The sequence below is a fragment of the Cellulomonas sp. GTC20042 genome, from assembly GCF_055389595.1.
In genome coordinates this window covers 2,855,604-2,880,541 of sequence record NZ_AP043678.1, presented here as the reverse complement: position 1 = coordinate 2,880,541, position 24,938 = coordinate 2,855,604, and the positions used below count along the sequence as shown (strand labels likewise).

Annotated in this window: 24 protein-coding genes and 2 tRNA genes; 18 read left to right on the top strand and 8 right to left on the bottom strand. The window is 74.1% G+C overall.

What is annotated here, in order from left to right; all coding sequences use genetic code 11:
• Positions 1-19: 19 nt before the first annotated feature.
• Positions 20-289: an HPr family phosphocarrier protein gene (locus ACZ5HG_RS13400; RefSeq protein WP_464177063.1), complete on the top strand. Its 270-nt coding sequence runs from the start codon at positions 20-22 to the stop codon at positions 287-289.
• Between the two features lie 102 nt (positions 290-391).
• On the opposite strand, the gene ACZ5HG_RS13395 is transcribed toward ACZ5HG_RS13400, so the two are convergent.
• Entirely contained in the window at positions 392-1,849 is a 1,458-nt protein-coding gene (locus tag ACZ5HG_RS13395; RefSeq protein ID WP_464177061.1) for a PTS transporter subunit EIIC, read from the bottom strand.
• Positions 1,850-2,126: 277 nt separating this feature from the next.
• On the opposite strand from ACZ5HG_RS13395, the gene ACZ5HG_RS13390 reads away from it, so the two are divergent.
• The 5 genes from ACZ5HG_RS13390 to ACZ5HG_RS13370 all read left to right on the top strand — a co-directional run bounded on the left by ACZ5HG_RS13390 (position 2,127) and on the right by ACZ5HG_RS13370 (position 5,001).
• The gene (locus tag ACZ5HG_RS13390; protein ID WP_464177059.1) at positions 2,127-2,903 is read left to right on the top strand and encodes a GntR family transcriptional regulator; all 777 of its coding nucleotides are present in this window, start codon (positions 2,127-2,129) and stop codon (positions 2,901-2,903) included.
• Positions 2,900-3,169, top strand: coding sequence for a PTS transporter subunit EIIB (locus tag ACZ5HG_RS13385; protein ID WP_464177057.1), 270 nt, complete (start codon positions 2,900-2,902; stop codon positions 3,167-3,169). The genes ACZ5HG_RS13390 and ACZ5HG_RS13385 overlap by 4 nt, the downstream gene beginning before the upstream one ends.
• 29 nt (positions 3,170-3,198) lie before the next feature.
• Positions 3,199-3,429, top strand: coding sequence for a glucose PTS transporter subunit EIIB (locus ACZ5HG_RS13380; RefSeq protein ID WP_464177054.1), 231 nt, complete (start codon positions 3,199-3,201; stop codon positions 3,427-3,429).
• On the top strand, positions 3,429-3,890 hold the full coding sequence (locus ACZ5HG_RS13375) for a PTS sugar transporter subunit IIA (protein ID WP_464177052.1): 462 nt from the start codon (positions 3,429-3,431) through the stop codon (positions 3,888-3,890). Before ACZ5HG_RS13380 ends, ACZ5HG_RS13375 begins: the two co-directional genes overlap by 1 nt.
• A 91-nt stretch (positions 3,891-3,981) precedes the next feature.
• Positions 3,982-5,001, top strand: a complete 1,020-nt coding sequence (locus ACZ5HG_RS13370; protein WP_464177050.1) for a LacI family DNA-binding transcriptional regulator — start codon at positions 3,982-3,984, stop codon at positions 4,999-5,001.
• A 103-nt stretch (positions 5,002-5,104) separates the two neighbouring features.
• Here the strand turns inward: ACZ5HG_RS13370 and ACZ5HG_RS13365 are convergent, their stop codons facing one another.
• Entirely contained in the window at positions 5,105-7,723 is a 2,619-nt protein-coding gene (locus ACZ5HG_RS13365; protein WP_464177048.1) for an alpha-L-rhamnosidase, read from the bottom strand.
• A gap of 94 nt (positions 7,724-7,817) precedes the next feature.
• Complete coding sequence (locus ACZ5HG_RS13360; protein WP_464177046.1) at positions 7,818-9,104, bottom strand: MFS transporter; 1,287 nt, start codon at positions 9,102-9,104, stop codon at positions 7,818-7,820.
• 175 nt (positions 9,105-9,279) lie between these two features.
• On the opposite strand from ACZ5HG_RS13360, the gene ACZ5HG_RS13355 reads away from it, so the two are divergent.
• The gene (locus tag ACZ5HG_RS13355; RefSeq protein ID WP_464177044.1) at positions 9,280-9,942 is read left to right on the top strand and encodes a pyridoxine/pyridoxamine 5'-phosphate oxidase; all 663 of its coding nucleotides are present in this window, start codon (positions 9,280-9,282) and stop codon (positions 9,940-9,942) included.
• A 114-nt stretch (positions 9,943-10,056) separates the two neighbouring features.
• Here the strand turns inward: ACZ5HG_RS13355 and ACZ5HG_RS13350 are convergent, their stop codons facing one another.
• Positions 10,057-11,097 carry a heparan-alpha-glucosaminide N-acetyltransferase domain-containing protein gene (locus ACZ5HG_RS13350; RefSeq protein WP_464177041.1) on the bottom strand — a complete coding sequence of 347 codons (1,041 nt, stop codon included), beginning with the start codon at positions 11,095-11,097 and terminating at the stop codon, positions 10,057-10,059.
• 96 nt (positions 11,098-11,193) lie between these two features.
• On the opposite strand from ACZ5HG_RS13350, the gene ACZ5HG_RS13345 reads away from it, so the two are divergent.
• Genes ACZ5HG_RS13345 through ACZ5HG_RS13330 form a run of 4 tightly spaced genes read left to right on the top strand, consistent with a single transcriptional unit; the run spans position 11,194 to position 15,143 of the window.
• Positions 11,194-12,015, top strand: coding sequence for a class I SAM-dependent methyltransferase (locus ACZ5HG_RS13345; protein WP_464177039.1), 822 nt, complete (start codon positions 11,194-11,196; stop codon positions 12,013-12,015).
• 49 nt (positions 12,016-12,064) lie between these two features.
• Positions 12,065-12,847 (top strand): fumarylacetoacetate hydrolase family protein, encoded by a 783-nt coding sequence (locus ACZ5HG_RS13340; RefSeq protein ID WP_464177036.1) that lies wholly within the window; start codon positions 12,065-12,067, stop codon positions 12,845-12,847.
• 41 nt (positions 12,848-12,888) lie between these two features.
• Entirely contained in the window at positions 12,889-14,394 is a 1,506-nt protein-coding gene (gene gltX / locus ACZ5HG_RS13335; protein ID WP_464177034.1) for a glutamate--tRNA ligase, read from the top strand.
• Entirely contained in the window at positions 14,391-15,143 is a 753-nt protein-coding gene (locus ACZ5HG_RS13330) for an HAD family hydrolase (protein WP_464177032.1), read from the top strand. The genes gltX and ACZ5HG_RS13330 overlap by 4 nt, the downstream gene beginning before the upstream one ends.
• 6 nt (positions 15,144-15,149) lie before the next feature.
• Here the strand turns inward: ACZ5HG_RS13330 and ACZ5HG_RS13325 are convergent, their stop codons facing one another.
• On the bottom strand, positions 15,150-15,935 hold the full coding sequence (locus tag ACZ5HG_RS13325) for a class I SAM-dependent methyltransferase (protein ID WP_464177030.1): 786 nt from the start codon (positions 15,933-15,935) through the stop codon (positions 15,150-15,152).
• Positions 15,936-16,137: 202 nt separating this feature from the next.
• Here ACZ5HG_RS13325 and ACZ5HG_RS13320 point away from each other — a divergent pair.
• Positions 16,138-16,209 (top strand) — tRNA-Gln (locus tag ACZ5HG_RS13320).
• A 106-nt stretch (positions 16,210-16,315) separates the two neighbouring features.
• A tRNA-Glu gene (locus tag ACZ5HG_RS13315) sits at positions 16,316-16,388 on the top strand.
• A gap of 282 nt (positions 16,389-16,670) precedes the next feature.
• Here ACZ5HG_RS13315 and ACZ5HG_RS13310 read toward each other — a convergent pair.
• Entirely contained in the window at positions 16,671-17,390 is a 720-nt protein-coding gene (locus ACZ5HG_RS13310) for an IclR family transcriptional regulator (protein WP_464177028.1), read from the bottom strand.
• Positions 17,391-17,486: 96 nt separating this feature from the next.
• On the opposite strand from ACZ5HG_RS13310, the gene leuC reads away from it, so the two are divergent.
• The 3 genes from leuC to murA all read left to right on the top strand — a co-directional run bounded on the left by leuC (position 17,487) and on the right by murA (position 21,101).
• Positions 17,487-18,938 (top strand): 3-isopropylmalate dehydratase large subunit, encoded by a 1,452-nt coding sequence (gene leuC, locus ACZ5HG_RS13305; protein ID WP_464177026.1) that lies wholly within the window; start codon positions 17,487-17,489, stop codon positions 18,936-18,938.
• Positions 18,939-18,988: 50 nt separating this feature from the next.
• On the top strand, positions 18,989-19,654 hold the full coding sequence (gene leuD, locus ACZ5HG_RS13300; protein ID WP_464177024.1) for a 3-isopropylmalate dehydratase small subunit: 666 nt from the start codon (positions 18,989-18,991) through the stop codon (positions 19,652-19,654).
• A gap of 130 nt (positions 19,655-19,784) precedes the next feature.
• On the top strand, positions 19,785-21,101 hold the full coding sequence (murA, locus tag ACZ5HG_RS13295; RefSeq protein WP_464177022.1) for a UDP-N-acetylglucosamine 1-carboxyvinyltransferase: 1,317 nt from the start codon (positions 19,785-19,787) through the stop codon (positions 21,099-21,101).
• Positions 21,102-21,131: 30 nt separating this feature from the next.
• Here murA and ACZ5HG_RS13290 read toward each other — a convergent pair whose 3' ends face one another.
• Both ACZ5HG_RS13290 and ACZ5HG_RS13285 read right to left on the bottom strand, forming a co-directional pair.
• Positions 21,132-21,902 (bottom strand): GAF and ANTAR domain-containing protein, encoded by a 771-nt coding sequence (locus ACZ5HG_RS13290; RefSeq protein WP_464177020.1) that lies wholly within the window; start codon positions 21,900-21,902, stop codon positions 21,132-21,134.
• Between the two features lie 19 nt (positions 21,903-21,921).
• Positions 21,922-22,851: an ANTAR domain-containing protein gene (locus ACZ5HG_RS13285; protein WP_464177018.1), complete on the bottom strand. Its 930-nt coding sequence runs from the start codon at positions 22,849-22,851 to the stop codon at positions 21,922-21,924.
• A 329-nt stretch (positions 22,852-23,180) separates the two neighbouring features.
• Here ACZ5HG_RS13285 and ACZ5HG_RS13280 point away from each other — a divergent pair, with 329 nt between their 5' ends.
• Both ACZ5HG_RS13280 and ACZ5HG_RS13275 read left to right on the top strand, forming a co-directional pair.
• Positions 23,181-23,927: a lysophospholipid acyltransferase family protein gene (locus tag ACZ5HG_RS13280; protein WP_464177016.1), complete on the top strand. Its 747-nt coding sequence runs from the start codon at positions 23,181-23,183 to the stop codon at positions 23,925-23,927.
• Entirely contained in the window at positions 23,924-24,925 is a 1,002-nt protein-coding gene (locus ACZ5HG_RS13275; protein WP_464177014.1) for an NAD(P)H-dependent glycerol-3-phosphate dehydrogenase, read from the top strand. The genes ACZ5HG_RS13280 and ACZ5HG_RS13275 overlap by 4 nt, the downstream gene beginning before the upstream one ends.
• Positions 24,926-24,938 lie beyond the last annotated feature (13 nt).

Sequence of the window (24,938 nt, the reverse complement as noted above, 5' to 3'; positions counted from 1 at the left end):
TGAGACCGGAGGTCGTCGCATGGAACGGAACGTCGTCGTCGCCGCTGCCCAGGGCCTGCACGCCCGGCCCGCCGCGCTGTTCGTGGCGGAGGCCGGCAAGCAGCCCGTGCCGGTGACCATCCGCAAGGTCGACGGGACGCCGGTCCCGACGTCCAGCATCCTCGGCGTGATGGCGCTCGGTGCGCACCACGGTGACGAGGTCGTGCTGGCGACCGAGGTGGACGGCGACGAGGCGGTGGCCGCGCTGCAGGCGCTGGTGACGTTCCTGGAGCGCGACGACCTGGAGTGACGCGCAGGCGCGTCGAGCCGCAGGGCGCGACGGACGCACGGCACGAGGGCGGCGGACCGGATCACCCGGACCGCCGCCCTCGGTGCTACCCGCTGACAGGCGTCAGCCGCGCGGGGTGTCCGGCGGCCTGCTCTCGGCGGACCCCGCGGTGGCACCCGCGGCGCGACCGGCCCCGTTGTCGCCGACCGCCAGGTCGACCAGCGCGTCGTCGGCGGTCTCCAGCTCGGGATCGTCCTCGCGCCCGGGGGTGCGCAGGTTCCACCGGGTGATCACGAAGCGGAACAGGAAGTAGTAGATGACCGCGTACCCGAGCCCGATCACGATCAGCAGCAGCGGCTGGTTCGCGATCCGGAAGTTGAGCAGGTAGTCGATCGCCCCGGCGGAGAAGCCGAAGCCGTCCCGGATGCCGAGCGCGTTCACCAGGGCGAGCGAGGTGCCGGTGAGCACCGCGTGGATCGCGTACAGCGGGTACGCCACGTAGACGAAGGCGAACTCCAGCGGCTCGGTGACGCCGGTGACGAAGGCGACCAGGGCCGCGGAGCCCATGATCGAGGCGATGGCCTTGCGGTTCTTCGGCTTGGCGGTGTGCACGAACGCCAGGGCGGCGGCGGGCAGCGCGAACATCATGATCGGGAAGAAGCCGGTCATGAAGGTGCCGGCGGTGGGGTCGCCGTGCAGGAAGCGCGCGATGTCGCCGTTCCACGCCGCGCCGTTCGCGTCGGTGTACTCGCCGAACTGGAACCACGGCAGCGAGTTGAGCAGGTGGTGCAGGCCGAACGGCACCAGCAGGCGGTTCAGGGTGCCGAAGACGAAGCCGCCGATCACGGTGGAGCCGGTGACCCACTCGCCGACGGAGGTGAAGCCGGCGTCGAAGGCGGGGTAGATCAGGGCGCCGACTACGGCGATCAGCACGGAGACCCCGGCGGTGACGATCGGGACGAACCGGCGGCCGCCGAAGAACGCCAGGTAGGCCGGCAGCTTGATCCGGTAGAACCGCTGGTAGAGCAGTGCGGTGACCAGGCCGATCACGATGCCGCCCAGCACGCCGTAGTTGATCAGCTCTTGCCCGGGCGCACCGAGCGCCTGGGTGATCGCATGGGTGACCAGCGCGTTGTAGTCACCGGCGCCGGCGGCGTCCAGGGCGGCGGGGTCGGCGGCGTCGAGCACCCCGCCGGCGGTCACCGCGTCGGGCTTGCCGAGGATGTACGGGGACAGCGCGTCGCCGACGCCCTTGAACACCAGGTAGCCGATCAGGGCCGCGAGCGCGGTGGACCCGTCGGACTTGCGGGCGTAGCCGACGGCGACGCCGAGCGCGAACAGGATCGGCAGGTTGCCGACCAGGGCGTTGCCGGCGGCGGCGAGCACGTCGGCCACCGGTTGCAGCCAGGACGCGTGCGCGGCCAGCCCGTCGGCGCCGAGCATGTCGGCCTGGCCGAGACGCAGCAGCAGCGCGGCGGCGGGCAGGGAGGCGATCGGCAGCATCAGCGAGCGCCCGATGCGCTGGAGCTGGGCGAGCCCGGGGACACCCCGCTTCGGGGTGTCGACGGTGGCGGCGGTCATGGGCACACTCCTCGTCACGATGGGGCACCTGGGTCACGTCCGTGGTGCCCCGGGGATCCGGTGGGGCTGGGGGATCCGTGGGATGGGGACCCCGGCCCGTCGCGTGCGGGGGCCGGGTGAGCGCGGCGGCAGGCATCTGCTGTCGTCGTCGTGCAGCAACTTGTCTGGACCAGTTGCACCGAGGGTGGTCTAGACCTCAAGATGTGTCAAGCCTCACAGCGGCGGCCGCCCGAGGAACCCTGCACGAGGACCGGCGACGAGGTGGAAGGGTGGAGCGGTGGACGAGACGCAGACGCCGGACACCCCGGCGCCGCACAAGTACCTGGCGGTGCGCCGCTACCTGCTGGAGCTGGTCGAGCGCGAGCTGGACGTCGGCGACGCGATCGAGTCCGAGCGGGCGCTCTGCGACCGGTTCGGTGTGTCCCGGATGACCGTGCGCCAGGCCGTCGACGCGCTGGTCGGCGAGGGGATCCTGGTCCGCGAGCAGGGCCGCGGCACCTTCGTGGCCCCGCGCCGGATGGACTTCGAGATGCGGCTGACCACCTTCGGCGAGGAGATGACCCGCCGCGGCATGCGCCCGGACACCAAGGTGCTCGACGCGCAGACCGTGCCCGCCCCCGCCGCGGCCGCCGAGGCGCTGGGGGTCGAGGTCGGCGCGCCGATGCACCACCTGCACCGGGTGCGGTACGCCGACGGCGCGCCCATGAGCATCGAGGACCTGTGGGTGCCGGTGGCCGTGGCCCCCGACCTGTTCCGGGCCGGCCCGCCGGAGAGCCTGTACGACGCGCTGCGTGCCGAGGGGCTCGCGCCCGAGTGGGGCGAGGACACGCTGACCGCCTCCGAGGCCACCGACGCCGAGCAGCAGCTGCTCGCGCTGCGCGGGTCGCGGGCGGTGCTCCGTGCCGAGCGGCGCACGTTCAGCGCCGACACCGCGGTGGTGTACTCCCGGGCCTGCTACCGGGGCGACCGGTACAGCGTCTGGGTGCCGCTGCGCGCGCCGGGGCCCACCCTGGTACCTCGCGGAGCACGACCGACGACAGGGGACGACGGGTGAGACGAGCAGGGCAGAGCGCGACCGACCTCCGGGACGCCGAGCAGGCGGCGGCGATCCTCGCCGGGCTCGGCGGGGTGGCCAACATCGACGAGATCGAGCCGTGCACGACGCGGCTGCGCTCGCTGGTGAAGGAGCCCGGCCTGGTGGACGCCGGTGCGCTGCGGGCCGCCGGCGCCTTCGGCGTGATGATCTCCGGCCGGGTGGTGCAGGTGGTGATCGGCCCGCGGGTCGACACGATCGCCACCGACCTGGCCGACCTGATGTGACAGAGCCGATGGCGACGAGGGAGCAGCAGATGAGCAAGGCAGAGCAGATCCTGGCGGGGCTCGGCGGTGACGCGAACGTCCTGGACCTGGAACCGTGCATCACGCGGCTGCGGGTCGAGGTCGAGGACCCGTCGCTGGTGTCCGAGCCCGCGCTCAAGGCCGCCGGGGCGATCGCGGTGGTGCGCTCCGGCAACGCGGTGCAGGTGATCGTCGGGCCGGAGGCGGACACGCTGGCCTCCGACATCGAGGACCTGCGCTGATGGCCGCGCTGACCGTGCTGGCCCCGGTGACCGGGATGGTCACGGCGCTCGCGGACGTGGACGACCCGGTGTTCTCCGGCGAGATCGTCGGCCCCGGCATCGCCGTGCAGCCCGACCCGGTGGCGGGGGAGCGCGTGCTGGCACCGACCGCCGGGACCGTGGTCAAGCTGCACCCGCACGCCTTCGTGCTGCTCGCCGAGGGCGGGCGGGGGGTGCTGGTGCACCTCGGGATCAACACGGTGCAGCTCGCCGGCGCCGGCTTCACGCTGCACGTGGCGGAGGGCGACGAGGTCGAGCCCGGCCAGCTGCTGGTGACCTGGGACCCGGCGGCGGTGGAGCGCACCGAGCGCTCGGCGGTCTGCCCGGTGATCGGCCTGGAGGCGGACCCGTCGGCGGTCACCCGCCTGGTCGAGCCCGGCACGACGGTGCAAGCGGGGGAGCCGCTGCTCACGCTGGCGTGACGGCGGTGCGCGGACCGGCGCGCACGCTCCGGGTACGGTGGCGCAGGCCCGGTCCGGGCCGGTGGCCGACCGAGCGTGGAGGAGCGCACCCGTGAGCGAGCGTGGCACCCGGCGGTCGTCGATGACCGACGTGGCCGAGCGGGCCGGTGTCTCGCTGGGCACCGTCTCGCACGTGCTCAACCACCCGGAACGCGTCACCCCGGCCACCCGCGAGCGCGTCGAGGAGGCGATCCGCGCGCTGCGCTACCGGCCCAACCGGCTGGCCAGCACCCTGGCGCGCGGGCGCAGCGGCACGATCGGGCTGGTGCTCACCGACCTGTCCAACTCGCTGTTCGTGGAGATCGCGCGGGGTGCCGGCCGGCAGGCGGACGCCGCCGGGATGCGGGTGGTGCTCGCCGACGGGGACTCCGAGGTCGGCCGCGAGATCCGGCACCTGGAGCTGTTCGACGAGCTGGGCGTCGCCGGCAGCATGGTCACGCTGTCCGACGAGGAGCACATGGCGGCGCTGGTCGGCGCGCGCGCCGGGGACCGCCCGCTGGTGCTGGTGAACTTCTCGGCGCCCGCGCAGTGGTTCTGCTCGGTGGCCACCGACAACGCGCTCGGCGGGTACCTGGCCACCCGGCACCTGATCGGCTCGGGTCGACGGCGGCTGGCCTTCGTCGGCGGCCCCGACGTGCTGCGTCCGGTGCACGACCGGCAGATCGGCTGGCACCGGGCGCTGGCCGAGGCGGGGCTGAGCCCGGTGCGCGAGGTGCAGCCGCCGGCGATCAACCAGAAGGACGGCTGGCAGATCGGCCCGGACCTGGCGACCGAGGTGCGCGCCGGGCGGGTGGACGGGGTGGTCGCCGCCTCCGACCTGCTGGCCGCGGGGCTGGTGCAGGCGTTCCTGGCCGAGGGGATCGCCGTGCCGGGCGACGTCGCGGTGATCGGCTACGACAACAACCAGGCCGCGTGGGACCTGCCCGTGCCGCTGAGCACCGTGGCGCAGCCCGGCGAGCAGATGGGCCGCGAGGCCGCCAGGCTCGTGATGGACGAGGCCCACGGCGCGGACCACCACCACGAGTCCGTCCTGCTCGAGCCCCACCTCGTCCTCCGCTCCTCCACCCCCTGAGCGCTCGCCCCTTCCCGCGAGTTCGGTGGTTCGGGCCGAGTGCGGTGGTTCGGGGGCGCATTTTTCGCAGGAACCACCGAACTCGGCGGGGGTCAGCGAGTGCTCAGCGCAGGGGCGCGCGCAGCACGTGCTCCCCGTGCCCGAGCTCCCGCACGGGCACGCCCGGCAGGTCCACCTCCGCGGTCGCCCCGACCGGCACCCGCGCCCGCACCACCAGCGCGTCCCCCGCCACCTGCCACGCCACCGACGCCTCGCCGTAGGGCGTGACGTGCCGGGCCGACGCGTGGGTCAGCCCGCCGCCGGGGCGCGGGGCCACCCGGATCCGCCGGTACCCGGGCTCCGCCGGGGCCAGCCCGCCGACCACCCGGTGCAGCCAGTCCGCCACCGAGCCCAGCGCGTAGTGGTTGAAGGACGTCATGTCGCCGGGGTTGACCGTGCCGTCCGGCAGCATCGAGTCCCAGCGCTCCCAGATCGTCGTGGCGCCGAGGTCGACCATCGCCAGCCAGGACGGTCCGGTGCGCCCGAGCAGCAGGGCGTAGGCGTCGTCCAGGTGCCCGGTGCTGCTCAGCGCGTCGGTGACCAGCGGCGTCCCGGCGAACCCGGTGCCGACGGTCCCGCCGTTCTCGCGCACCAGCGTCGCCAGCCGGTCCCCGGCGGCCCGGCGCGCAGGCTCGTCCGGCAGCAGGTCGAAGACGATCGCCAGGGCGTGCGCGGTCTGCGTGTCGTGCTCCGGGTCGGCGGTGAGGTAGCGGCCCTGGTAGGCGGTGCGCACCTCGGCGGCCAGCCGGTCGAACCGCTCGGCGTCGGCGGCACGTCCGAGCACCCGGGCGCTGTCGGCGAGCACCTGCGCGGAGCGGGCCAGGTAGGCGGTGGCGACCAGGTGCGGGTCGGTGCGCGCCCGCAGCGGGTCCTCCGGCGGGGCGGTGGGGTCGAGCCAGTCGCCGAGCTGGAGCCCGGTGTCCCACAGCCGGGACGGGCCGGCGAGCGCCGCGATCTTCTCCACCCAGGCCACCGCGCCGGGCAGCTGACGGGCGAGCAGGTCGGTGTCGGCGGTGCGCTCGTGCAGCGCCCAGGGCACCAGGGTCGCCGCGTCGCCCCAGCCGGCGATGTCCTGGTCCGGCCGCCAGAACGCCCCGCCCGGGATCCACGGCGCGTACACCGGCGCGGTGCCGTCGAAGCGCTCCTGCTCGGCGGACAGCGTGCGCAGCCAGTCGGCGAGGAACCCGGAGACGTCGTAGAGGAAGGCTGCCGTCGGGGCGAAGGCCTGGATGTCGCCGGTCCAGCCCAGGCGCTCGTCGCGCTGCGGGCAGTCGGTGGGGATGTCGACGAAGTTGGACCGCAGGCTCCACACCACGTTCTCGTGCAGCCGGTCGAGGTCGGGGTCGGAGGACGTGAACCACCCGGTGCGCGCCATGTCCGAGTGCAGCACCCGCGAGGTGACGGCGTCCGGGGCGAGCGCGCCGGGCCACCCGCTGATCTCCGCGTAGCGGAAGCCGTGCACCGTGAAGCGCGGCTCCCACTCGATCGGCTCGCCGGCGGTGATCAGCTCGTCGGTGGCGGCGGCCTCGCGCAGGGTGCGGGTGTACAGCGCGCCGTCCTGGAGCACCTCGGCGTGCCGCAGGCGGACCACGGTGCCGGCGGGGGCGGCGGGCACCCGCAGCCGGAGCCGTCCGGAGTGGTTCTGCCCGAGGTCGAGCAGGTAGGTGCCGGGCGCGGTCTCGGTCACGGCGACCGGGGTGATCTCGGCGGTGCAGCGGACCGGCGGTCCGTCGGGGGCGGCGAGCACGGCGGGGTCGAGGTCGTGCACCACCACCGGCTGCCAGGCGGCGTCGTCGAAGCCGGGCTCCGACCAGCCGGCGGGGTGCAGCCGGGCGTCGTAGGTCTCGCCGTCGTACAGGCTCGCCCGGGTGAGCGGCCCCGGGACGGTGCGCCAGGTCTCGTCGGTGCCGAGCACGACGGTGCCGGTGTCGGTGGTGACCTCGAGCTGGGCGAGCAGCCCGACGTGCTCGCCGTAGATCGCCCAGGTGCCGCCCTCGAAGCCGAAGCGCCCGCGGAACCAGCCGTCCGCCAGCCAGCCGCCGATCGCGTTGCGACCCGGCCGGAGCAGGTCGGTCACGTCGTAGGTGCTCACCCGCAGTCGCTGGTGGTACGGCGTCCAGCCCGGCAGCAGCTCGTCGGCGCCCACCCGTGCGCCGTTGACCTCGACCTCGGTCAGCCCGTGCGCGGTGATCCGCAGCCGCGCCGCGAGCACCACCGATCCCGGCACGTCGATCTCGCCGCGCACCAGCGGCGCCGGACGCGTCTCGCGGTCGCCCTCGGTCGCCGGGTCGGGGCCGACCATCCGCGCGACCCACTGCTCCGGGTCGGGCCCGCGCTCGGCGACCACCGGCTCGCTCCACGGCCCGGGGTCCCCGGTGCCGGCGTCCCGGGTGCGGACCCGGACCTCGGCGCGCTCGCGCGGGGCCAGCGGCGGTGCCGGCCAGGGCACCAGCACCTGATCGGCGCCCTCGACGACGGCCGATCCCGCGCGCACCGGACCGCCGGGCAGGCCGATCCGCCACGCCACCTCGTAGCCGCCCTGCCGGTAGCCCCGCGGTGCGCTCGTCACCGACCAGGACAGCCGGGGGCGGTCCTCGGCGATGCCGAGCGCGGGCTGCGGGTGGTGCTCCACCCGGACCTCGGGGGCCGACAGGGTGACGGGGGAGGCGGGCTGCTCGGTCATGGTGCTCCGTTCCGGGGTGGTGCGGTGACTGCGGGTGGTGCGGCCGCGCCGCGACCCGGGTGGCGGGTCACGGCGCGGGTCGTGCGGGTGCCCGTCAGACGGTGGTCGGCGCGGCGGCGGGTGCCGTGGCCGGGTCCTCCTCCTCGTCGGCCACCCGCGGGTAGCGGGCGATCCACAGCACGCCGATCAGCCCGCCGACCGCGATGCACGCGGCGACGAACCAGAACAGGATGCTCGGGCTGGCGTCCAGCAGCGCGGGGGTCCACAGCGCGACCAGCGCGGCGACCACGCGGGTCAGCGCGATCATCACGCCCTGCGCGGTGCTGCGGAAGCGGGTCGGGAACAGCTCCTGCGCCCAGATCTTGAACATCGGCTCACCGGCGATGGCCCCGGCGATCGACCCGATCACGCCCATGGTGATCAGCGTCCAGACCTGCACGCCCGCGACCGCCGGCAGCACGTAGCCCAGGGTGTAGAACACGGCCATGACCGCGAACCAGCGCATCCGGTTGCTGCCGTCCACGATCCGCATCAGCAGGTAGGTCGCCGCGAACGCGATGCCGAAGGTCACGAAGGACACCGTCGAGGCGATCTGCACGGTGGAGCCGGCCAGGTTGACCCAGATGTAGGTGTTGAACTGGCCGCCGGTGTTCGCGCCGACGTTGACCAGCGCGTAGAACAGCGCCACCGCGATCATCGGGGCCAGGAACGGCCCGCGGACGAGCTGCTTGAGGGTGCCCAGGTCGACCGACTCGGAGGCGACGGCGCCGTCGGCGTGCGCGGCGGCCCAGCGGTGCGACTCCGGCATCCGCGAGCGCAGCGCCATCACGACCAGCGCGACCACGGTCAGGTGCCCGTAGAGGATCCGGCCGCCGGTCATGCCCATGCCGCCGATCGCGATGCCGAGCAGCTGGGCCACGATGATCCCGACCAGCCAGAGGATGTGCGAGTACGAGACCAGCTTGCCGCGCGCGCCCTCGGGGGCCTCCTCGGCGATCATCGCCAGCGAGACCGGCAGGTCGGCGCCGACCGCGAAGCCGAGCAGCACCACGCCCGCGTAGAGCAGGCCGGTGCCGGTGGCGGCGACCATCAGCGCCGCGCCGACCGTGTAGACGGCCATGGTGGTCATGAACACGCGGCGGCGGCCGTACAGGTCGCCGAGCCGGCCGCCGACCAGGGCGCCGATCGCGATCATGAAGGTCAGCAGCGCCGAGAGCCGACCCATGTCGCCGGTGCCGAGGCCGAGGGGCTCCTGGTAGAGCACCAGCGCGGTGCCGGTGCTGATGATCGCGGCCGCGTCGAGGTACGACGCCATGCCTGCGACGGTGGTGCGGTACCAGACCCGGCCGGGGATGACCGGTGCCTGCTGCGAGGTCTCCATCGAGCTCTGTCTCCTGTTCGATCGACGGTGATCGCCCGGGCGCGGTGCGACCCGGATGCTTCGGTTGAAGCGTTTCAAAGGAACTGGCGGTGAGTCTGGCGCGCGGCCCGAACCCCTGTCAAGGCCGGGCCGGTGGTCCCGGGCGCGGAGCCCGACGGGTCGGGATACTGGAGCGGTGCTGCCCCGACCCTCGACGCGCGACCTGCTGCGCTCGCTGCCCGCGCTGACCGGCGGGCTGCCGGACTTCGACCCGTACGCGGTCTCCGCCGACCCCGCCGAGGCCTTCGTGGAGTGGCTGGGCGTCGCCGTCGACGCCGGCGTGCCCGAGCCGCACGCGATGACCGTCGCCACCGTCGGGCCGGACGGCGCGCCCTCGTCCCGGATCGTGCTGCTCACCGACGTCACCGAGGGGACCTGGCGGTTCGCCACCGACGGCCGCACCGGCAAAGCCCGCGACCTCGCCGCCGACCCGCGGGTGGCCGCGTCGTTCTACTGGCAGCGCCTCGGGCGGCAGGTGCGGATCGTCGGGCACGCCGAGGTGCTGGACCCGCAGGTGTGCGCGGCGGACTTCCTGTCCCGGTCGCCGAGCTCGCGCGCCGCCGCGCTGGCCTCCCGGCCCGGCGAGCAGCTGGAGTCGGTCGGCGACATGTCCGAGGCCGTGGTGGCCGCGCGCTCGCGGATCGACCGTGACCCGCGGCTGGTGGTGCCGGACTGGCAGATCTGGTCGATCGTGCCCGAGGAGGTCGAGTTCTGGCAGGGCGACTCGGACCGCGCGCACATGCGGCTGGTCTACCGCCGCGAGGACGACCGCTGGGACCGCCGCCTCTGGTGGCCGTGAGCCGGCAGGTCGCGCCGAGGTTGCACGAATGCACCCTTCAGCAGGCGGGAAGCCTGCGTTCGTGCACTCTCGGCGGCTGCGGCCGGCGAGCGCGGACGCGCCGTGCCGCGCGACTCAGGGCGTGCGGGCCGGGGGGAGCGTGTCGGGGGAGACGTCGGACGCCCGCGCGGCCACCCCGTGCAGCAGCCGCTCCAGCGGACCGCGCCCCCACAGGCTGCGCCACAGCCAGCACCCGCCGATCGTGACCAGCAGGAACGCCAGCCACACCGACGTGCGGGGCTCCCACACCACGGTCGTCCCGAGCGCCGCGATGGCGACCAGGTGCCCGACGTAGGCGGTGAGCGCCAGCGATCCGGTGGCCGCCAGCGGCGCGGTCAGCCGGGGCAGCCGGTCGCCGAGCCAGAGGCAGATCGCCAGCAGCCCGAGCGCGACGCCGGTGTTCGCCACCACCTCGGGGGTGGTGCTGCTGTGCGGCTCGGAGGTGACCAGCGTGAACAGCGGGCTCGACGGGCCGACCGCCCGGGTGAGCACCGCCGCCGTGCCGTGGCCGAGCAGCGCGAGCGCCGTGCCGACGCCGAGCAGCCAGCCCCGCACCCGGGGCGAGCGCAGGTCCATCCGGCCGACGGCCAGCCCGACCAGCACGTACGCCACCCAGACCACCGCCGGGTAGTAGTCGCCGACCAGCAGATCGGTGTACTCGCGGCCGGGGAGCGTCGCGAACGCGGGCTGGAGGGCGACGTGCACCAGCGGTCCGGCGACGGCCACCACGGCGGCGGCCACCAGCAGCCGGTGCGGGGCGGCGCCGAGCACGGCGGTGGCCACGGCGAACAGCACCGCGTAGGTGGGCAGGATCACCGCGATCGGGGTGCCGAGCACCAGGGTCGCCGCGCCGATCGCCAGCACCAGCAGCGCCCGCACCAGCAGGCGGGTGCGCACCTGGACCCGCCGGGTGCCGACCACGGTCGCCGGTCCGCCGGACATCAGCGCGACCGACAGCCCGGACAGCAGCACGAACAACGCGGCGGACCGCCCGTCGACGACCTGCGCCAGCGACGCCGGGAACGGGTCGTCCGCATCGCCGGGCCCGACGTGGGCCGTGATCATGCCGATCACCGCCAGGCCGCGCGCGAGGTCGACGCCGGTGATCCGCTGCATGCGGACACGGTAGCGGCCGACGCCTCGTCTCGGTCCGCGGGACGGGAGGTACCGCGACCTGGAACGCCGACCGGGTCCGTGCCTACAGTCGGGGACGTGACTGCGACCCAGCCCGCCGAGGTCTACACCCATGGCCACCACGAGAGCGTCCTGCGCTCGCACCGCTGGCGGACCGCCGAGAACTCGGCCGCCTACCTGCTGCCCGCGCTGACCCCCGGGCAGACCCTGCTCGACGTCGGCTGCGGGCCCGGCACGGTGACCGTCGACCTGGCGCGGCGCGTCGCACCGGGTGCGGTGATCGGCGTCGACCGCTCCGAGCGCGTGATCGAGATCGCCCGCGCCGACGCGGCCGAGGCCGGCGTGGACAACGTGACCTTCCAGGTGGCGGACGCCTACTCGCTGCCCTTCGCCGACGGCAGCGTGGACGTCGCGCACGCCCACCAGCTGCTCCAGCACCTCGGCGACCCGGTCGCCGCCCTGCGCGAGCTGCGCCGGGTGGTGCGCCCCGGCGGGGTGGTGGCGGTGCGCGACGCCGACTACGCCGGCATGACCTGGTTCCCGCAGTCGGCCGCGCTGGACGAGTGGTCCGCGCTCTACCACGAGGTCACCCAGGCCAACGGGGCCGAGGCGGACGCCGGGCGCCGACTGCGCTCCTGGGCGCTGGAGGCCGGGTTCGCCCAGGACGACGTGACCGCCACCGCGGGCGTCTGGTGCTACTCCTCGCCCGAGGACCGCCAGTGGTGGGCCGAGCTCTGGGCCGAGCGCTGCGTCGCCTCCGACTTCGCCCACCAGGCCGTCGAGCACGCGCTCGCCGACGAGGTCGGGCTGGAGCAGCTGGCCGCCGGGTGGCGGGAGTGGGGCGCGCACGCCGACGGGTGGTTCGCGGTGCTGCACGGCGAGGTGCTGGCGCGGGTCTGACCCGCCGGTCGTGCAGAGCCACGGCCCGAGGCCGCATAGGCTGACGTCCGTGCGCATCGCGAGGTTCACCACCGGAGACGACCCCCGCTACGCCCTGGTCGAGGGCGAGCCGGGTCGTGAGCAGCTCGTCGTCATCACCGGCGACCCGATCTACACCCCGGTGCAGCCCACCGGCGAGCGGATCCCGCTCGGCGACGGCGTGCGGCTGCTCGCCCCGGTGATCCCGCGCTCCAAGATCATCGGCGTCGGCCGCAACTACGCCGCGCACATCGCCGAGATGGGCAACGAGACGCCGGCCGCCCCGCTGCTGTTCTTCAAGCCGAACACCGCGGTGATCGGCCCGGACGACCCGATCGTGCTGCCCGACTGGACCGAGGACGTCTCCTACGAGGCCGAGCTCGCCGTCGTGATCGGCAAGGTCACCAAGGGTGTCTCCCCGGAGCGCGCGCTGGACCAGGTGTTCGGCTTCACCGTCGCCAACGACGTGACCGCCCGCGACGCCCAGCGCACCGACGGCCAGTGGGTGCGCGCCAAGGGCTTCGACACCTCCTGCCCGATCGGCCCGTGGGTCGTGCCCGGCCTGGACGTCGAGGACCTGGCGGTGCGCTCGCGGGTGAACGGCGAGACCAAGCAGGACGGCCGCACGTCCCAGATGATCTTCGACGTCGCGTACCTGATCTCGTACATCTCCGAGGTCGTCACGCTGCTGCCGGGCGACATCATCCTCACCGGCACCCCGGCGGGCGTGGGCCCGATCGTGGACCGCGACGTGGTGGAGGTCGAGGTCGAGGAGATCGGCACGCTGCGCAACCCGGTGCTGCGCCGGGGCTGACGCGTCGGGGGAGGGGTCCCGCCCTCGCTAGGGTGGGACCCGTGAGCCCCGCTGCCGACACCACCCCTGTTCGCGTCCGCTTCTGCCCGTCCCCGACCGGCACGCCGCACGTCGGCCTGATCCGGACGGCGCTGTTCAACTGGGCCTACGCCCGGCACGTCGGCGGGACCTTCGTGTTCCGGATCGAGGACACCGACCCCGCGCGCGACTCCGAGGAGAGCTACCAGCAGCTGCTCGCCGCGCTGCGCTGGCTCGGCCTGGACTGGGACGAGGGCGTCGAGGTCGGCGGCCCGCACGAGCCGTACCGGCAGTCGCAGCGGATGGACCTGTACCGGGACGTCGCGCGCCGGCTGCTCGAGGGCGGCTACGCCTACGAGTCCTTCACCACGCCGGAGGAGGTCGAGGCCCGGCACCGCGCCGCCGGTCGCGACCCCAAGCTCGGCTACGACGGCTTCGACCGCGACCTCACCGAGGAGCAGAAGGCCGCCTACCGCGCCGAGGGCCGCGAGCCCGTGCTGCGGCTGCGGATGCCGGACGAGGACGTCACCTTCACCGACCTGGTGCGCGGCGACGTCACCTTCAAGGCCGGCTCGGTGCCGGACTACGTGATCGTGCGCGCCAACGGCCACCCGCTGTACACGCTGGTCAACCCGATCGACGACGCGCTGATGGACATCACCCACGTGCTGCGCGGCGAGGACCTGCTGTCCTCCACCCCGCGCCAGGTGGTGCTGTACCGCGCGCTGCTCGAGCTGGGCGTCGCCCACGTGATGCCGGTGTTCGGCCACCTGCCCTACGTGATGGGCGAGGGCAACAAGAAGCTGTCCAAGCGCGACCCGGAGTCGAACCTGTTCCTGCACAAGGAGCGCGGCTTCACCCCCGAGGGACTGCTCAACTACCTGTCGCTGCTCGGCTGGTCGATCGGCCCGGACCGCGACGTGTTCTCGGTGGCGGAGCTGGTCGAGGCCTTCGACGTCGCGGACGTCAACCCGAACCCGGCGCGCTTCGACCTGAAGAAGGCCGAGGCGATCAACGCCGAGCACATCCGCCTGCTCGCGCCCGAGGACTTCCGTGACCGCCTGGTGCCCTACCTGCACCACGCGGGCCTGGTCCCCGCCGACTCCTACGCCGACCTGTCGCCGGAGCACCGCGCGCTGCTCGACGCCGGGGCGCCGTTGATCCAGACCCGGGTGACCCTGCTCGGCGAGGCCGTCGGCATGCTCGGCTTCCTGCTCACCGCCGACGACGCGCTCGTGGTCGAGGACGACGCCCGCGGGGCGCTCAAGGAGTCCGCCGCCGAGGTGCTGGACGCCGCGGTCGCCGCCCTGGACGCCCTGCCGGCCGACGGCTTCACCACGCAGGCCACCCAGGACGCCCTCCAGGGGGCCCTGGTGGACGGGCTCGGGATCAAGCCGCGGTTCGCCTTCACGCCGCTGCGGGTGGCCGTCTCCGGCCGCCGGGTGTCCCCGCCGCTGTTCGAGTCGCTGGAGATCCTCGGCAAGGAGTCCACGCTGGCCCGGATCGCGGCGCTGCGCGCGAGCCTGTGACGGCGCCGGGCGACGGCGGTCGCCGCGTCGACGGGGTGCTGCTGGACATCGACGACACGCTCGTCGACACCCACGGCGCCTTCGCCGCGGCGCTGGCCGCCGTCGCCCGCGCGTCCCTGCCGCACCTCGACGACCCGCAGATCGCGGCGCTGGCCGACCACTGGCGCACCGACGCCCACGGCCGGTACCGCGCCTACACCCGGGGCGAGCAGACCTACCGGTCCCAGCGCATGGCGCGGGCGAACGACCTGCACGCCGCCTTCGGCGGGCCGCCGCTGGACGACGCCGGCTTCGACGCGTGGAACGCCGTCTTCGAGCAGGCGTTCACCGGTGCCTGGTCCGCGCACCCCGAGGCTGCCGCCGTGCTCGACCGGCTGCTCGGCGCCGGGATCGTCGTCGGTGCGCTGACCAACGCCGCCACGGAGTACCAGACCGGCAAGCTGCGCGCCGTCGGCCTGCACGGGCGGATCGAGGTGCTGGTGGGCGTGGACACCCTCGGCGTCGGCAAGCCCGACCCCCGAGTGTTCGCCGAGGCCTGCCGCCGGCTCGGGACCGCGCCGGAACGCACCGCCTACGTCGGCGACGAGCTGGACGTGGACGCCCGCGCCGCCACCGCCGCCGGGCTGCTCGGCATCTGGCTGGACCGCCCCGGGATCGGCCTCAAGGGCACCGCGCGCCTGGAGCCGGTGCCCGGCGAGATCGTGATCCGCTCGCTGGACGCGCTGCCGGACGTGCTCGGGGTCTGCTGACGCGGGTCAGCGGCGTCGGGCCCGGTACACCTCGGTGACGTAGGGCACCGGCACCAGGTCGTGCCCGCGCAGGTCGGGGTGCGTCGCCGCCAGGTCGTCCACCTCGGCCAGCAGCGCCTCGCGCTCCGCCTCCGGCAGCGTCAGCAGGTGCGAGCGGCTCGCGGCCAGCGCCCGCAGGTCGGCGGGACGCATCGTGTCCGACCAGCGGACCGTGGTGCGCTCCACCGGCCCGAACGCGTCGCCCAGCGTGGGAACGGGGTGCCGGTAGTCCATCTCGTCGCCCCGGCGCACGATCGCGTCGTACCGCTCCAGCCAGTCCACGCCGAGGTCCCGCTCGTTCCAGATCACCGCGAGCGTGCCGCCGGGCCGCAGCACCCGGGCCACCTCCGCGGCGGCGGCCGGCTCGTCGAACCAGTGCCAGGCCTGCCCGACCGCCACCAGGTCCGCGCTCGCGTCCGGGAGCCCGGTGGCCTCGGCCGTGCCGACGCGCACGTCCACCTCCGGCAGCGCCTGCGCCAGCGCCGCGCGCATCCCCTCGGAGGGCTCGACCGCGATCAGGTGCCGGCCCGGGACGTCCGCGCTCACCGCCAGCATCCGCTCGGTGAGCTTGCCGGTGCCGGCGGCCAGGTCGACCAGGTCGGTCGCGTCCGGGGTGAGCACCCAGGCGACGGCCTCGTCGGGATAGGACGGGCGGACCGCCTGGTAGACGCCGGCGGCCGGGCCGAAGGACGCGGCGCGGCGGGCGTGGTGCTCGGGGGTGCGGGGGGTGCTGCTCTCCTGCGGGATGTCCACGGTGCGAGCCTCGCACGTGCGGCGCCGCGGGGCGATGCGACGGGGCGACCGGTGTCCGGTTTGGAGGTGGCGCCGCGCTCCGGTAATGTTCTCGCTCGGTACGACGTCCGGTGGACGTCGGCCCCACTCCCTCCTGACGGTACCGAGGTGCCGTGCGTGCGAGGGGTGAGGGGTCGGCTGCGGATCGGAGGTCATACCCCCATGGGGTATGGTGTAATTGGCAGCACGAGTGATTCTGGTTCACTTAGTCTAGGTTCGAGTCCTGGTACCCCAGCGCGAGTCGCGAATGATGTGCCTGATCGGCGCGGATTTTTCGAGACGAGCAGGTTGCTGTAGAGTAGTTCCGCAGTCGAGATCCTCACGGAGAACGACTGGTCCAGGCCCCCATCGTCTAGAGGCCTAGGACGCCGCCCTCTCACGGCGGTAACAGGGGTTCGAATCCCCTTGGGGGTACAGAGAAAGGCCGGTTGCCGAATGGCAGCCGGCCTTTTCTGCGTCTGCGTGCGGGTGTGCACGCGTCGGTGAGCAGCACACGCGAGAGCTTCCCGCGTCTCTCAGCAGCGGGTGTGCACGGCGATCCTGGTGAGTTCGGTGGTTCGTGCGAAAAAGCGGCCTCCGAACCACCGATCTCGGCCCGAACCGCCGAACTCGCGGCCCGGGTGCGGGTGGGCCCGCGGACGCCCCGCCTCCGGGTGGGTGGGGGCGGGGCGTCGGGGATGGGCGAGGTGGGGGTGGCTACTCGGCGGTGCGGCGCAGGACCTCGGTCAGCCGGTTGGCGGCGGAGACCACGGCGGCGGCGTGCAGGCGACCGGGCTGCCGGGACAGTCGCTCGACGGGGCCGGAGACGGACACCGCGGCGACGACGCGCCCGGACTGCCCGCGCACGGGGGCCGACACCGACGCGACGCCGATCTCGCGCTCGGACACCGACTGCGCCCAGCCGCGGCGACGGACGCCGGACAGGATCGTGGCGGTGAACTTCGCGCCCTGGAGCCCGCGGTGCAGCCGGTCCGGCTCCTCCCAGGCGAGCAGGATCTGCGCGGCGGACCCGGCGGTCATGGAGAGCGTGGCGCCCACCGGGATCGAGTCGCGCAGGCCGATCGGGCGCTCGGCGGCGGCCACGCAGATGCGCTGGTCGCCCTGGCGTCGGTAGAGCTGCGCGCTCTCGCCGGTGTGGTCGCGCAGGGCGGTGAGCACCGGTCCTGCGGCTGCCAGCAGCCGGTCCTCGCCCGCCGCGCTCGCGAGCTCGGTCAGCCGCGGTCCCAGCACGAAACGCCCCTGCATGTCCCGACCCACCAGGCGGTGGTGCTCGAGCGCGACGGCAAGCCGATGCGCCGTCGGACGGGCAAGATGGGTGGCGTTGACGAGCTGGGCGAGGGTGGCCGGCCCCGCCTCGAGGGCGTTGAGGACAGAGGCGGCCTTGTCGAGTACGCCGACTCCGCTAGAGTTGTCCATAGGTCGATATTGGCGTCTCGAAGGCTGAGACGCAAGTGCGACTCACCGACGACCCCCGGACAACCCCCTCGCCGGGGCGCATGAGAGGACGGCGACATGGCCGGTACTTTGGCCGAGAAGGTGTGGGAGAACCACATCGTGCGACGAGGCACGGACGGCGCACCGGACCTGCTCTACATCGACCTGCACCTGGTGCACGAGGTGACGAGCCCGCAGGCCTTCGAGGGTCTGCGGCTGGCCGGTCGACCGGTCCGGCGCCCGGACCTGACCCTCGCCACCGAGGACCACAACACCCCGACGCTGGACATCGACCAGCCGATCGCGGACGAGACCAGCCGCACCCAGATCGACACCCTGCGGTCGAACGCGAAGGAGTTCGGGGTCCGCCTGCACTCCCTCGGCGACGCCGACCAGGGGATCGTGCACCAGGTGGGCCCGCAGCTGGGGCTGACGATGCCCGGTCTGACCGTGGTCTGCGGCGACTCGCACACCTCGACGCACGGGGCGTTCGGCGCGCTGGCGTTCGGCATCGGCACCAGCGAGGTCGAGCACGTGCTCGCCACGCAGACGCTGCCGCTCGCGCCGTTCAAGACCATGGCGATCACCGTGAACGGCGCCCTGCCGCTCGGTGCGACGGCGAAGGACATCATCCTGGCCGTCATCGCCAAGATCGGCACCGGCGGCGGCCAGGGCTACGTCCTGGAGTACCGCGGCCAGGCGATCCGCGACCTCTCGATGGAGGGGCGCATGACGATCTGCAACATGTCGATCGAGGCCGGGGCCCGTGCCGGCATGATCGCGCCCGACCAGACCACCTTCGACTACCTCCAGGGCCGTCCGCACGCGCCCGAGGGCGCCGACTGGGACGAGGCCGTCGCCTACTGGAGCACGCTGCGCTCCGACGACGACGCCGAGTTCGACGCCGAGGTGATCATCGAGGCCGCCGAGCTGGAGCCCTTCGTCACCTGGGGCACCAACCCCGGCCAGGGCCTGCCGCTGTCGGCCACGGTGCCGGTGCCGGAGGAGATCGCCGACGCGAACGAGCGGGTCGCCGCCGAGCGCGCCATCGAGTACATGGGCCTGACCCCGGGCCAGCCGCTGCGCGAGATCGCGGTGGACACGGTCTTCATCGGCTCGTGCACCAACGGGCGGATCGAGGACCTGCGCGCCGCCGCCAAGCTGGTGCAGGGCAAGACCAAGGCCGAGACCGTGCGGGTGCTCGTCGTGCCGTCCTCGGCGCGGGTGCGCCTGCAGGCGGAGGCCGAGGGCCTGGACCGGATCTTCCTGGACTTCGGCGCCGAGTGGCGCAACGCCGGCTGCTCGATGTGCCTGGGTATGAACCCGGACCAGCTGGCCCCGGGGGAGCGCTCGGCGTCCACCTCCAACCGCAACTTCGAGGGCCGGCAGGGCAAGGGCGGTCGCACGCACCTGGTGTCCCCGCTGGTCGCGGCCGCCACGGCGATCCGCGGCACGCTCTCGTCCGTCTCCGACCTCGGCCCGGACGTGCCGGTGCCGGACGGCTCGCCGCTGGACCTCCAGCCGGCCTGACCGCCCGCCCCCTCGTCCCCGCCCCCACGCACCCGAACGCGAGAACGCTCATGGAGAAGTTCACCCAGCACACCGGCGTCGGCGTCCCGCTGCGCCGCAGCAACGTCGACACCGACCAGATCATCCCGGCCGTCTACCTCAAGCGGGTCACCCGCACCGGCTTCGAGGACGCGCTGTTCTCGGCCTGGCGCAACGACCCGTCGTTCGTGCTCAACCAGGACGCCTACCGCGCGGGCTCGGTGCTGGTCGCCGGCCCCGACTTCGGCACCGGCTCGTCCCGCGAGCACGCCGTCTGGGCGCTCAAGGACTACGGCTTCAAGGTCGTGATCTCGGCGCGCTTCGCGGACATCTTCCGCGGCAACTCCGGCAAGCAGGGCCTGGTGGCCGCGCAGGTCGCCCAGGAGGACATCGAGCTGATCTGGAAGATCCTCGAGACCAAGCCCGGCACCGAGATCACCGTCGACCTGGACTCGCGCACCGTCACCTGCGACGACGTGGTGGTCCGGTTCCACCTCGACGACTACACCCGCTGGCGCCTGATGGAGGGTCTGGACGACATCGGCCTGACCCTGCAGCACGAGGCGGACATCACGGCCTTCGAGCAGACGCGCGCCGCCTGGCGGCCGAAGACGCTCCCGGCCAAGCACCTGCCGCCGGTCACGATCAAGGCCGCCCGCCCCGTCGAGGTCGCGATCGGCCGCCGCCCCGGCCTCTGACATCGCACCGAGAGTGCACAGATGCAGGCTTCCCGAGCCGGGAAGCCTGCATTCGTGCACTCTCGGCGTCTGAGGGCGCGCGCGGGGCGCGGCGCGCGGGGCGGGCACAGGTGCGTGGGAGGATCGGGGGATGACCGATCTGCTCTACGTCAACGGTGGCACCCCGCTCTCCGGCGAGATCACCGTCCGCGGCGCGAAGAACTTCGTCTCCAAGGCGATGGTCGCGGCCCTGCTCGGCGAGACGCCGAGCGTGCTGCGCAACGTCCCGCAGATCCGCGACGTCGGCGTGGTGACCGGTCTGCTCGAGCTGCACGGCGTGAAGGTCGACGCCGACCCCGAGGGCGGCACGCTGCACCTCGACCCCACCGACGTCGAGTCGGCGCACGTGGCGGACATCGACGCGCACGCCGGGTCCAGCCGCATCCCGATCCTGTTCTGCGGCCCGCTGCTGCACCGGCTGGGCGAGGCGTTCATCCCCGACCTCGGCGGCTGCCGGATCGGCGACCGGCCGATCAACTACCACCTGGACATCCTGCGGCAGTTCGGCGCCGTGGTGGACAAGCGTGAGAACGGCATCCACATCCGCGCCCCGCACCGGCTCCAGGGCACCAAGATCGCCCTGCCGTACCCGAGCGTCGGCGCCACCGAGCAGCTGCTGCTGACGGCGGTGCGCGCCGAGGGGATCACCGAGCTGGCGAACGCGGCGATCGAGCCCGAGATCATGGACCTGATCAACGTCCTGCAGAAGATGGGCGCGATCATCTCGGTCGACACCGACCGCGTCATCCGGATCGAGGGCGTCGACCGGCTGGTCGGCTTCCAGCACACGGCGCTGGCGGACCGGATCGAGGCGGCGTCCTGGGCGTCGGCGGCGCTGGCGACCGGCGGTGACATCTACGTGCGCGGGGCCACCCAGCCGGAGATGACGACCTTCCTCAACACCTTCCGCAAGGTCGGCGGCGAGTTCACCATCGACGACGACGGCATCCGGTTCTTCCACCCCGGCGGCGACCTGCGTTCGATCGTGCTGGAGACCGACGTGCACCCCGGGTTCATGACCGACTGGCAGCAGCCGCTGGTGGTCGCGCTGACCCAGGCGAAGGGCCTGTCGATCGTGCACGAGACGGTGTACGAGAACCGCTTCGGCTTCACCGACGCCCTGCGCGGGATGGGCGCGACGATCCAGGTCTACAAGGAGTGCCTGGGCGGTCGGCCCTGCCGGTTCGGCCAGCGGAACTTCTACCACTCCGCCGTGATCTCCGGCCCGACCCCGCTGGCCGCCGCCGAGATCGAGGTGCCGGACCTGCGGGGCGGGTTCAGCCACCTGATCGCGGCGCTGGCGGCCAAGGGCCAGTCGGCGGTGCGCGGGATCAGCCTGATCGACCGGGGCTACGAGCGGTTCACCGAGAAGCTGACGGCGCTGGGCGCGGAGTTCGACCGGGCCTGACCGGGCCCGGGCCTGGCTGAGCGCCGTCGCTCAGGCGCGCTCGCGGAACGTGCGGGCCGTGCTGGCCTCGCCGGCGCGGGCGACGCCGGCGACCACCGCGGCCGCCACGTCGCGCAGCTTGGCGTTCCGGTGCTGGGACGCCTGACGCAGGATGGCGAACGCCCGGTCGGCGTCGCAGCGGTTCTGCGCCATCACCACGCCGAGCGCCTGGTCGATCACCGCACGCGACTCCATCGCCCGCTGCAGGTCGGCGTTGGTGCGCACCTGGTGGGCGGACCGGGCGGCCAGGGCGACCGCACGGGCGGCGTCCTCGGCGTACCGGGCGATGTCGTCCAGCGCGTCGGGGTCCCACCGCCCGGGCTCCGGACGATAGAGGTTGAGCGCGAGGTCGACCTCGGGACCGGCGGGCACCGAGGCCGGCAGGGCCGCCGCCGCGCCGAAGCCGCCGGCGAGCGCCGCGTCCCGCCAGGCCGGCCAGGTGCGGGCCTCGGCGATCGACGGGACCTCCAGCAGCCGACCGCTGCGCGCGGCATCCAGGCACGGGCCGACGCCGGTGCGCTGCTCGGCCTCGTCGCAGGCGCCGGACGGCCGGTCGGTGGCAGCGGCCACCGTCGCGTCGGTGCCGTGCCGCAGGGTGATCGTGGCGGAGGTCTGCGGGCCCCCGCGCTCGGCGGCGTGGGCGACCACCGCGTCCAGCAGCTCGTCCACGGCGATCGAGGTCAGCAGCATGGTGTGCAGCGCGCCGACCGCGTCCAGGCGCCACCCGGCGGTGGTGCCCGCGTCCGTCTCGACCTCGGTCATCGTCCTCCCTCGTGCCATGTCACCCCAGTGTGGTCGTGGCGCCGTCCCGCCGCGCGTCGGGCGTCTCGGTGCCGACCACGGGCACCGGGACCGGCGCGGTCGGCGGCAGGACCAGCAGCGACACCTCGGCCCGCTCGGCCCGCCGGCGCAGCCGCCCCAGGTGCAGCGCGGCGAGCGGACCCAGCCGGTGCACCTGCGTCAGGTCGACCACCAGCGCGCCACGGCGCCCCACCTCCTGCAGCGCGCCGTGCAGCTCGGCCACCAGCGCGGGCGCGGTCGCCGCGTCCACCTCGCCCTCGAGCCGCACCACCACCCGGGCGCCCGGGGCGGACCGCGTGACCGTCAGGCCGGCCCGCCCCGGTCCGCGGTCCGCCACCGGGACCGGTTCCTCGCCGCCCCTGCGGGCGAGGACGGTGTCGACGGTGTCGCGCATGTCCGGCACCGACGGCCCTGTGCCGCGCAGCGCGTCCATCACCGCAGCGGCCGTGTCGCGGACCTTGACGTTCAGGTGCTCCGAGTGCCAGCGCAGCAGGTCGAAGGCCTGCTCCTCGTCCACCCCGTAGATCAGCACCAGCGCGGCCTTGGCCTGGTCGATCACGCCGCGGGAGGCGACCGCTGCGGCGAGCATCGCGTCGGCGCGCTCGCCGGCCAGCGCCTCGACCTCGGCGCTCAGGTCCACCAGCAGCACGGTCGCGCGGTGGTGCGGCGGCTCGCCGGGGGCGGTGCTGACCGCCAGCACCTGCCGCTGCGCGCCGTCGGCGGCGTCCAGCCGGTACCGGACGGCGCGCTCCGGGCCTCCGGCCAGCAGCGCCGCCAGCCCCGGGCGCTGCTCGGCCGCGCAGTGCGCCAGCAGCAGCGCGTCGGTGGGCACCACGACGCCGGGCTCCAGCCCGTGCAGGCGCGCGGCCTCGTCGTCCCAGCGCCAGGCCGTGCCGTCGGGCAGCGGCACGCACACGCCCACCTGCGGGCGGCGTGCGGGTGAGCGGTGCAGGGGGGTGGGGAGCGGTGCCGTCCGACCGTGCGGAGGCAGGGGTGCAGCAGAGGAGGTCATCGAGTTCCGGGGGCCTGAGCACGGCGCCGGGGTGCGGCGTCGTGCGATCCTCCCGCGCAGCTCGCTGCGTCCTAACGTCGCACGGGTGGGCCGTCCCTGGCAGTGCGCCTCACGGTGCACGCCGGGCGTGGCCCGGTGCAGATCTTGCCAGGTCATCGCCCGGGGCGACAGCCGGCGCCCGGTGGTCCGGACCGCTGCGCCCGACCTCACGGGTAGCATCGGCTCCCGTGCACCCGCCCCGCTCGAACCGCGCCTACCGCAACGTCGCCCGCCTCCTGCGGCCCCTGCTCTACGCCATCCAGCGCAGGGACTGGCGCGGGGCGGAGAACCTGCCGGTCGGCCAGGGGTTCATCGCGGCGGGCAACCACGTCACCAACCTGGACCCGGTGACCTTCGCGCACTACCTGTACGACCACGGGCACGCGCCGAAGATCCTCGCCAAGCACTCGCTGTTCACCGTGCCGGTGGTCGGCTGGGTGCTGCGCACCACGGGCCAGATCCCGGTGTTCCGCAACACCACCGACGCCGGCAGGTCGCTGGCGGCGGCGGAGCAGGCGCTCGCGGCAGGGGAGTGCGTGGCGGTGTTCCCGGAGGGCACGCTGACCCGCGACCCCGACCTGTGGCCGATGCTCGCCAAGACCGGCGTCGCCCGGCTGGCGCTGGTGACCCGGGCGCCGGTGGTGCCGATCGCGCAGTGGGGCGCGCAGGACCTGCTGGCCCGCTACGGCAAGGTGTTCAAGCCGATCCCGCCGAAGAAGGTCACCGTGGTCGCCGGCCCGCCGGTGGACCTGTCCGACCTGTACGACCGGCCGCTGGACGCCGCGACCCTGCGCGAGGCGACCGGCCGCGTGATGGCCGCGATCACCGCCCTGCTGGCCGAGGTGCGCGGCGAGACCCCGCCCGCGCAGGTGTACGACATGCGCAAGCAGGGCGACCCGCACAAGGGCATCCCCGGCACGGACGCCGCCGCGTGACCCGGGCGACCGTCCTCGGCGCCGGCGCGTGGGGGACGACCTTCGCCGCCGTCCTCGCCGACGCGGGCTGCGAGGTGACCGTCTGGGGCCGTGACGCCGCGGTGTGCGCGCAGATCGCCGCCGAGGGCCGCAACGAGCGCTACCTGCCCGGCATCGACCTGCCGGCGGCCGTCACCGCCGACGCCGACCCGCACGCCGCGCTGGCCGGGGCCGAGATCGTCGCCGTGGCGATCCCCTCGCAGTCCGCCCGCGCCACGCTGACGCCGCTCGCCGGATCGTTCGGACCGGACGCCGTCGCGGTCTCGCTGATGAAGGGCGTCGAGCTCGCCACCGACCAGCGGATGAGCCAGGTCGTCGCCGACGCGCTGCGGATCCCGGACGAGCGGGTCGCCGTGCTGTCCGGGCCGAACCTGGCCGCCGAGATCGCCGCCCGCCAGCCCACCGCCACCGTGGTCGCCTCCACCGACGCCGGCACCGCCGAGCGCGTCGCGCAGGCCTGCGCCTCCGGCTACTTCCGCCCGTACACCAACGACGACGTGGTGGGCGTGGAGCTGTGCGGGGCGGTGAAGAACGTCATCGCGCTCGCGGTCGGCATCTCGCAGGGCCGCGGTCTCGGCTACAACACGATGGCCACCGTGATCACCCGCGGGCTGGTGGAGATCACCCGGCTCGGCCTGGCCCTCGGCGCCCGCGCGGAGACGTTCCCCGGGCTGGCCGGCATGGGCGACCTGATGGCGACCTGCGCCTCGCCGGACTCCCGCAACCACAGGCTCGGCCTGCACATCGGCCAGGGCATGACCCTCGACCAGGCCATCGCCGCCACCGGGGGCACCGCCGAGGGCGTGAAGTCCTCCCGCTCGGTGCTCGACCTGGCCGAGCGCGCCGGGGTCGAGATGCCGATCACCGACGCCGTGGTGCAGGTGCTGCACGAGGGGCTGGGCGTGGACGCCCTCGCCGGGCTGCTGCTCGGACGGCCGCGCAAGGCCGAGGGGGTCTGAGCGGCGCGCGCCG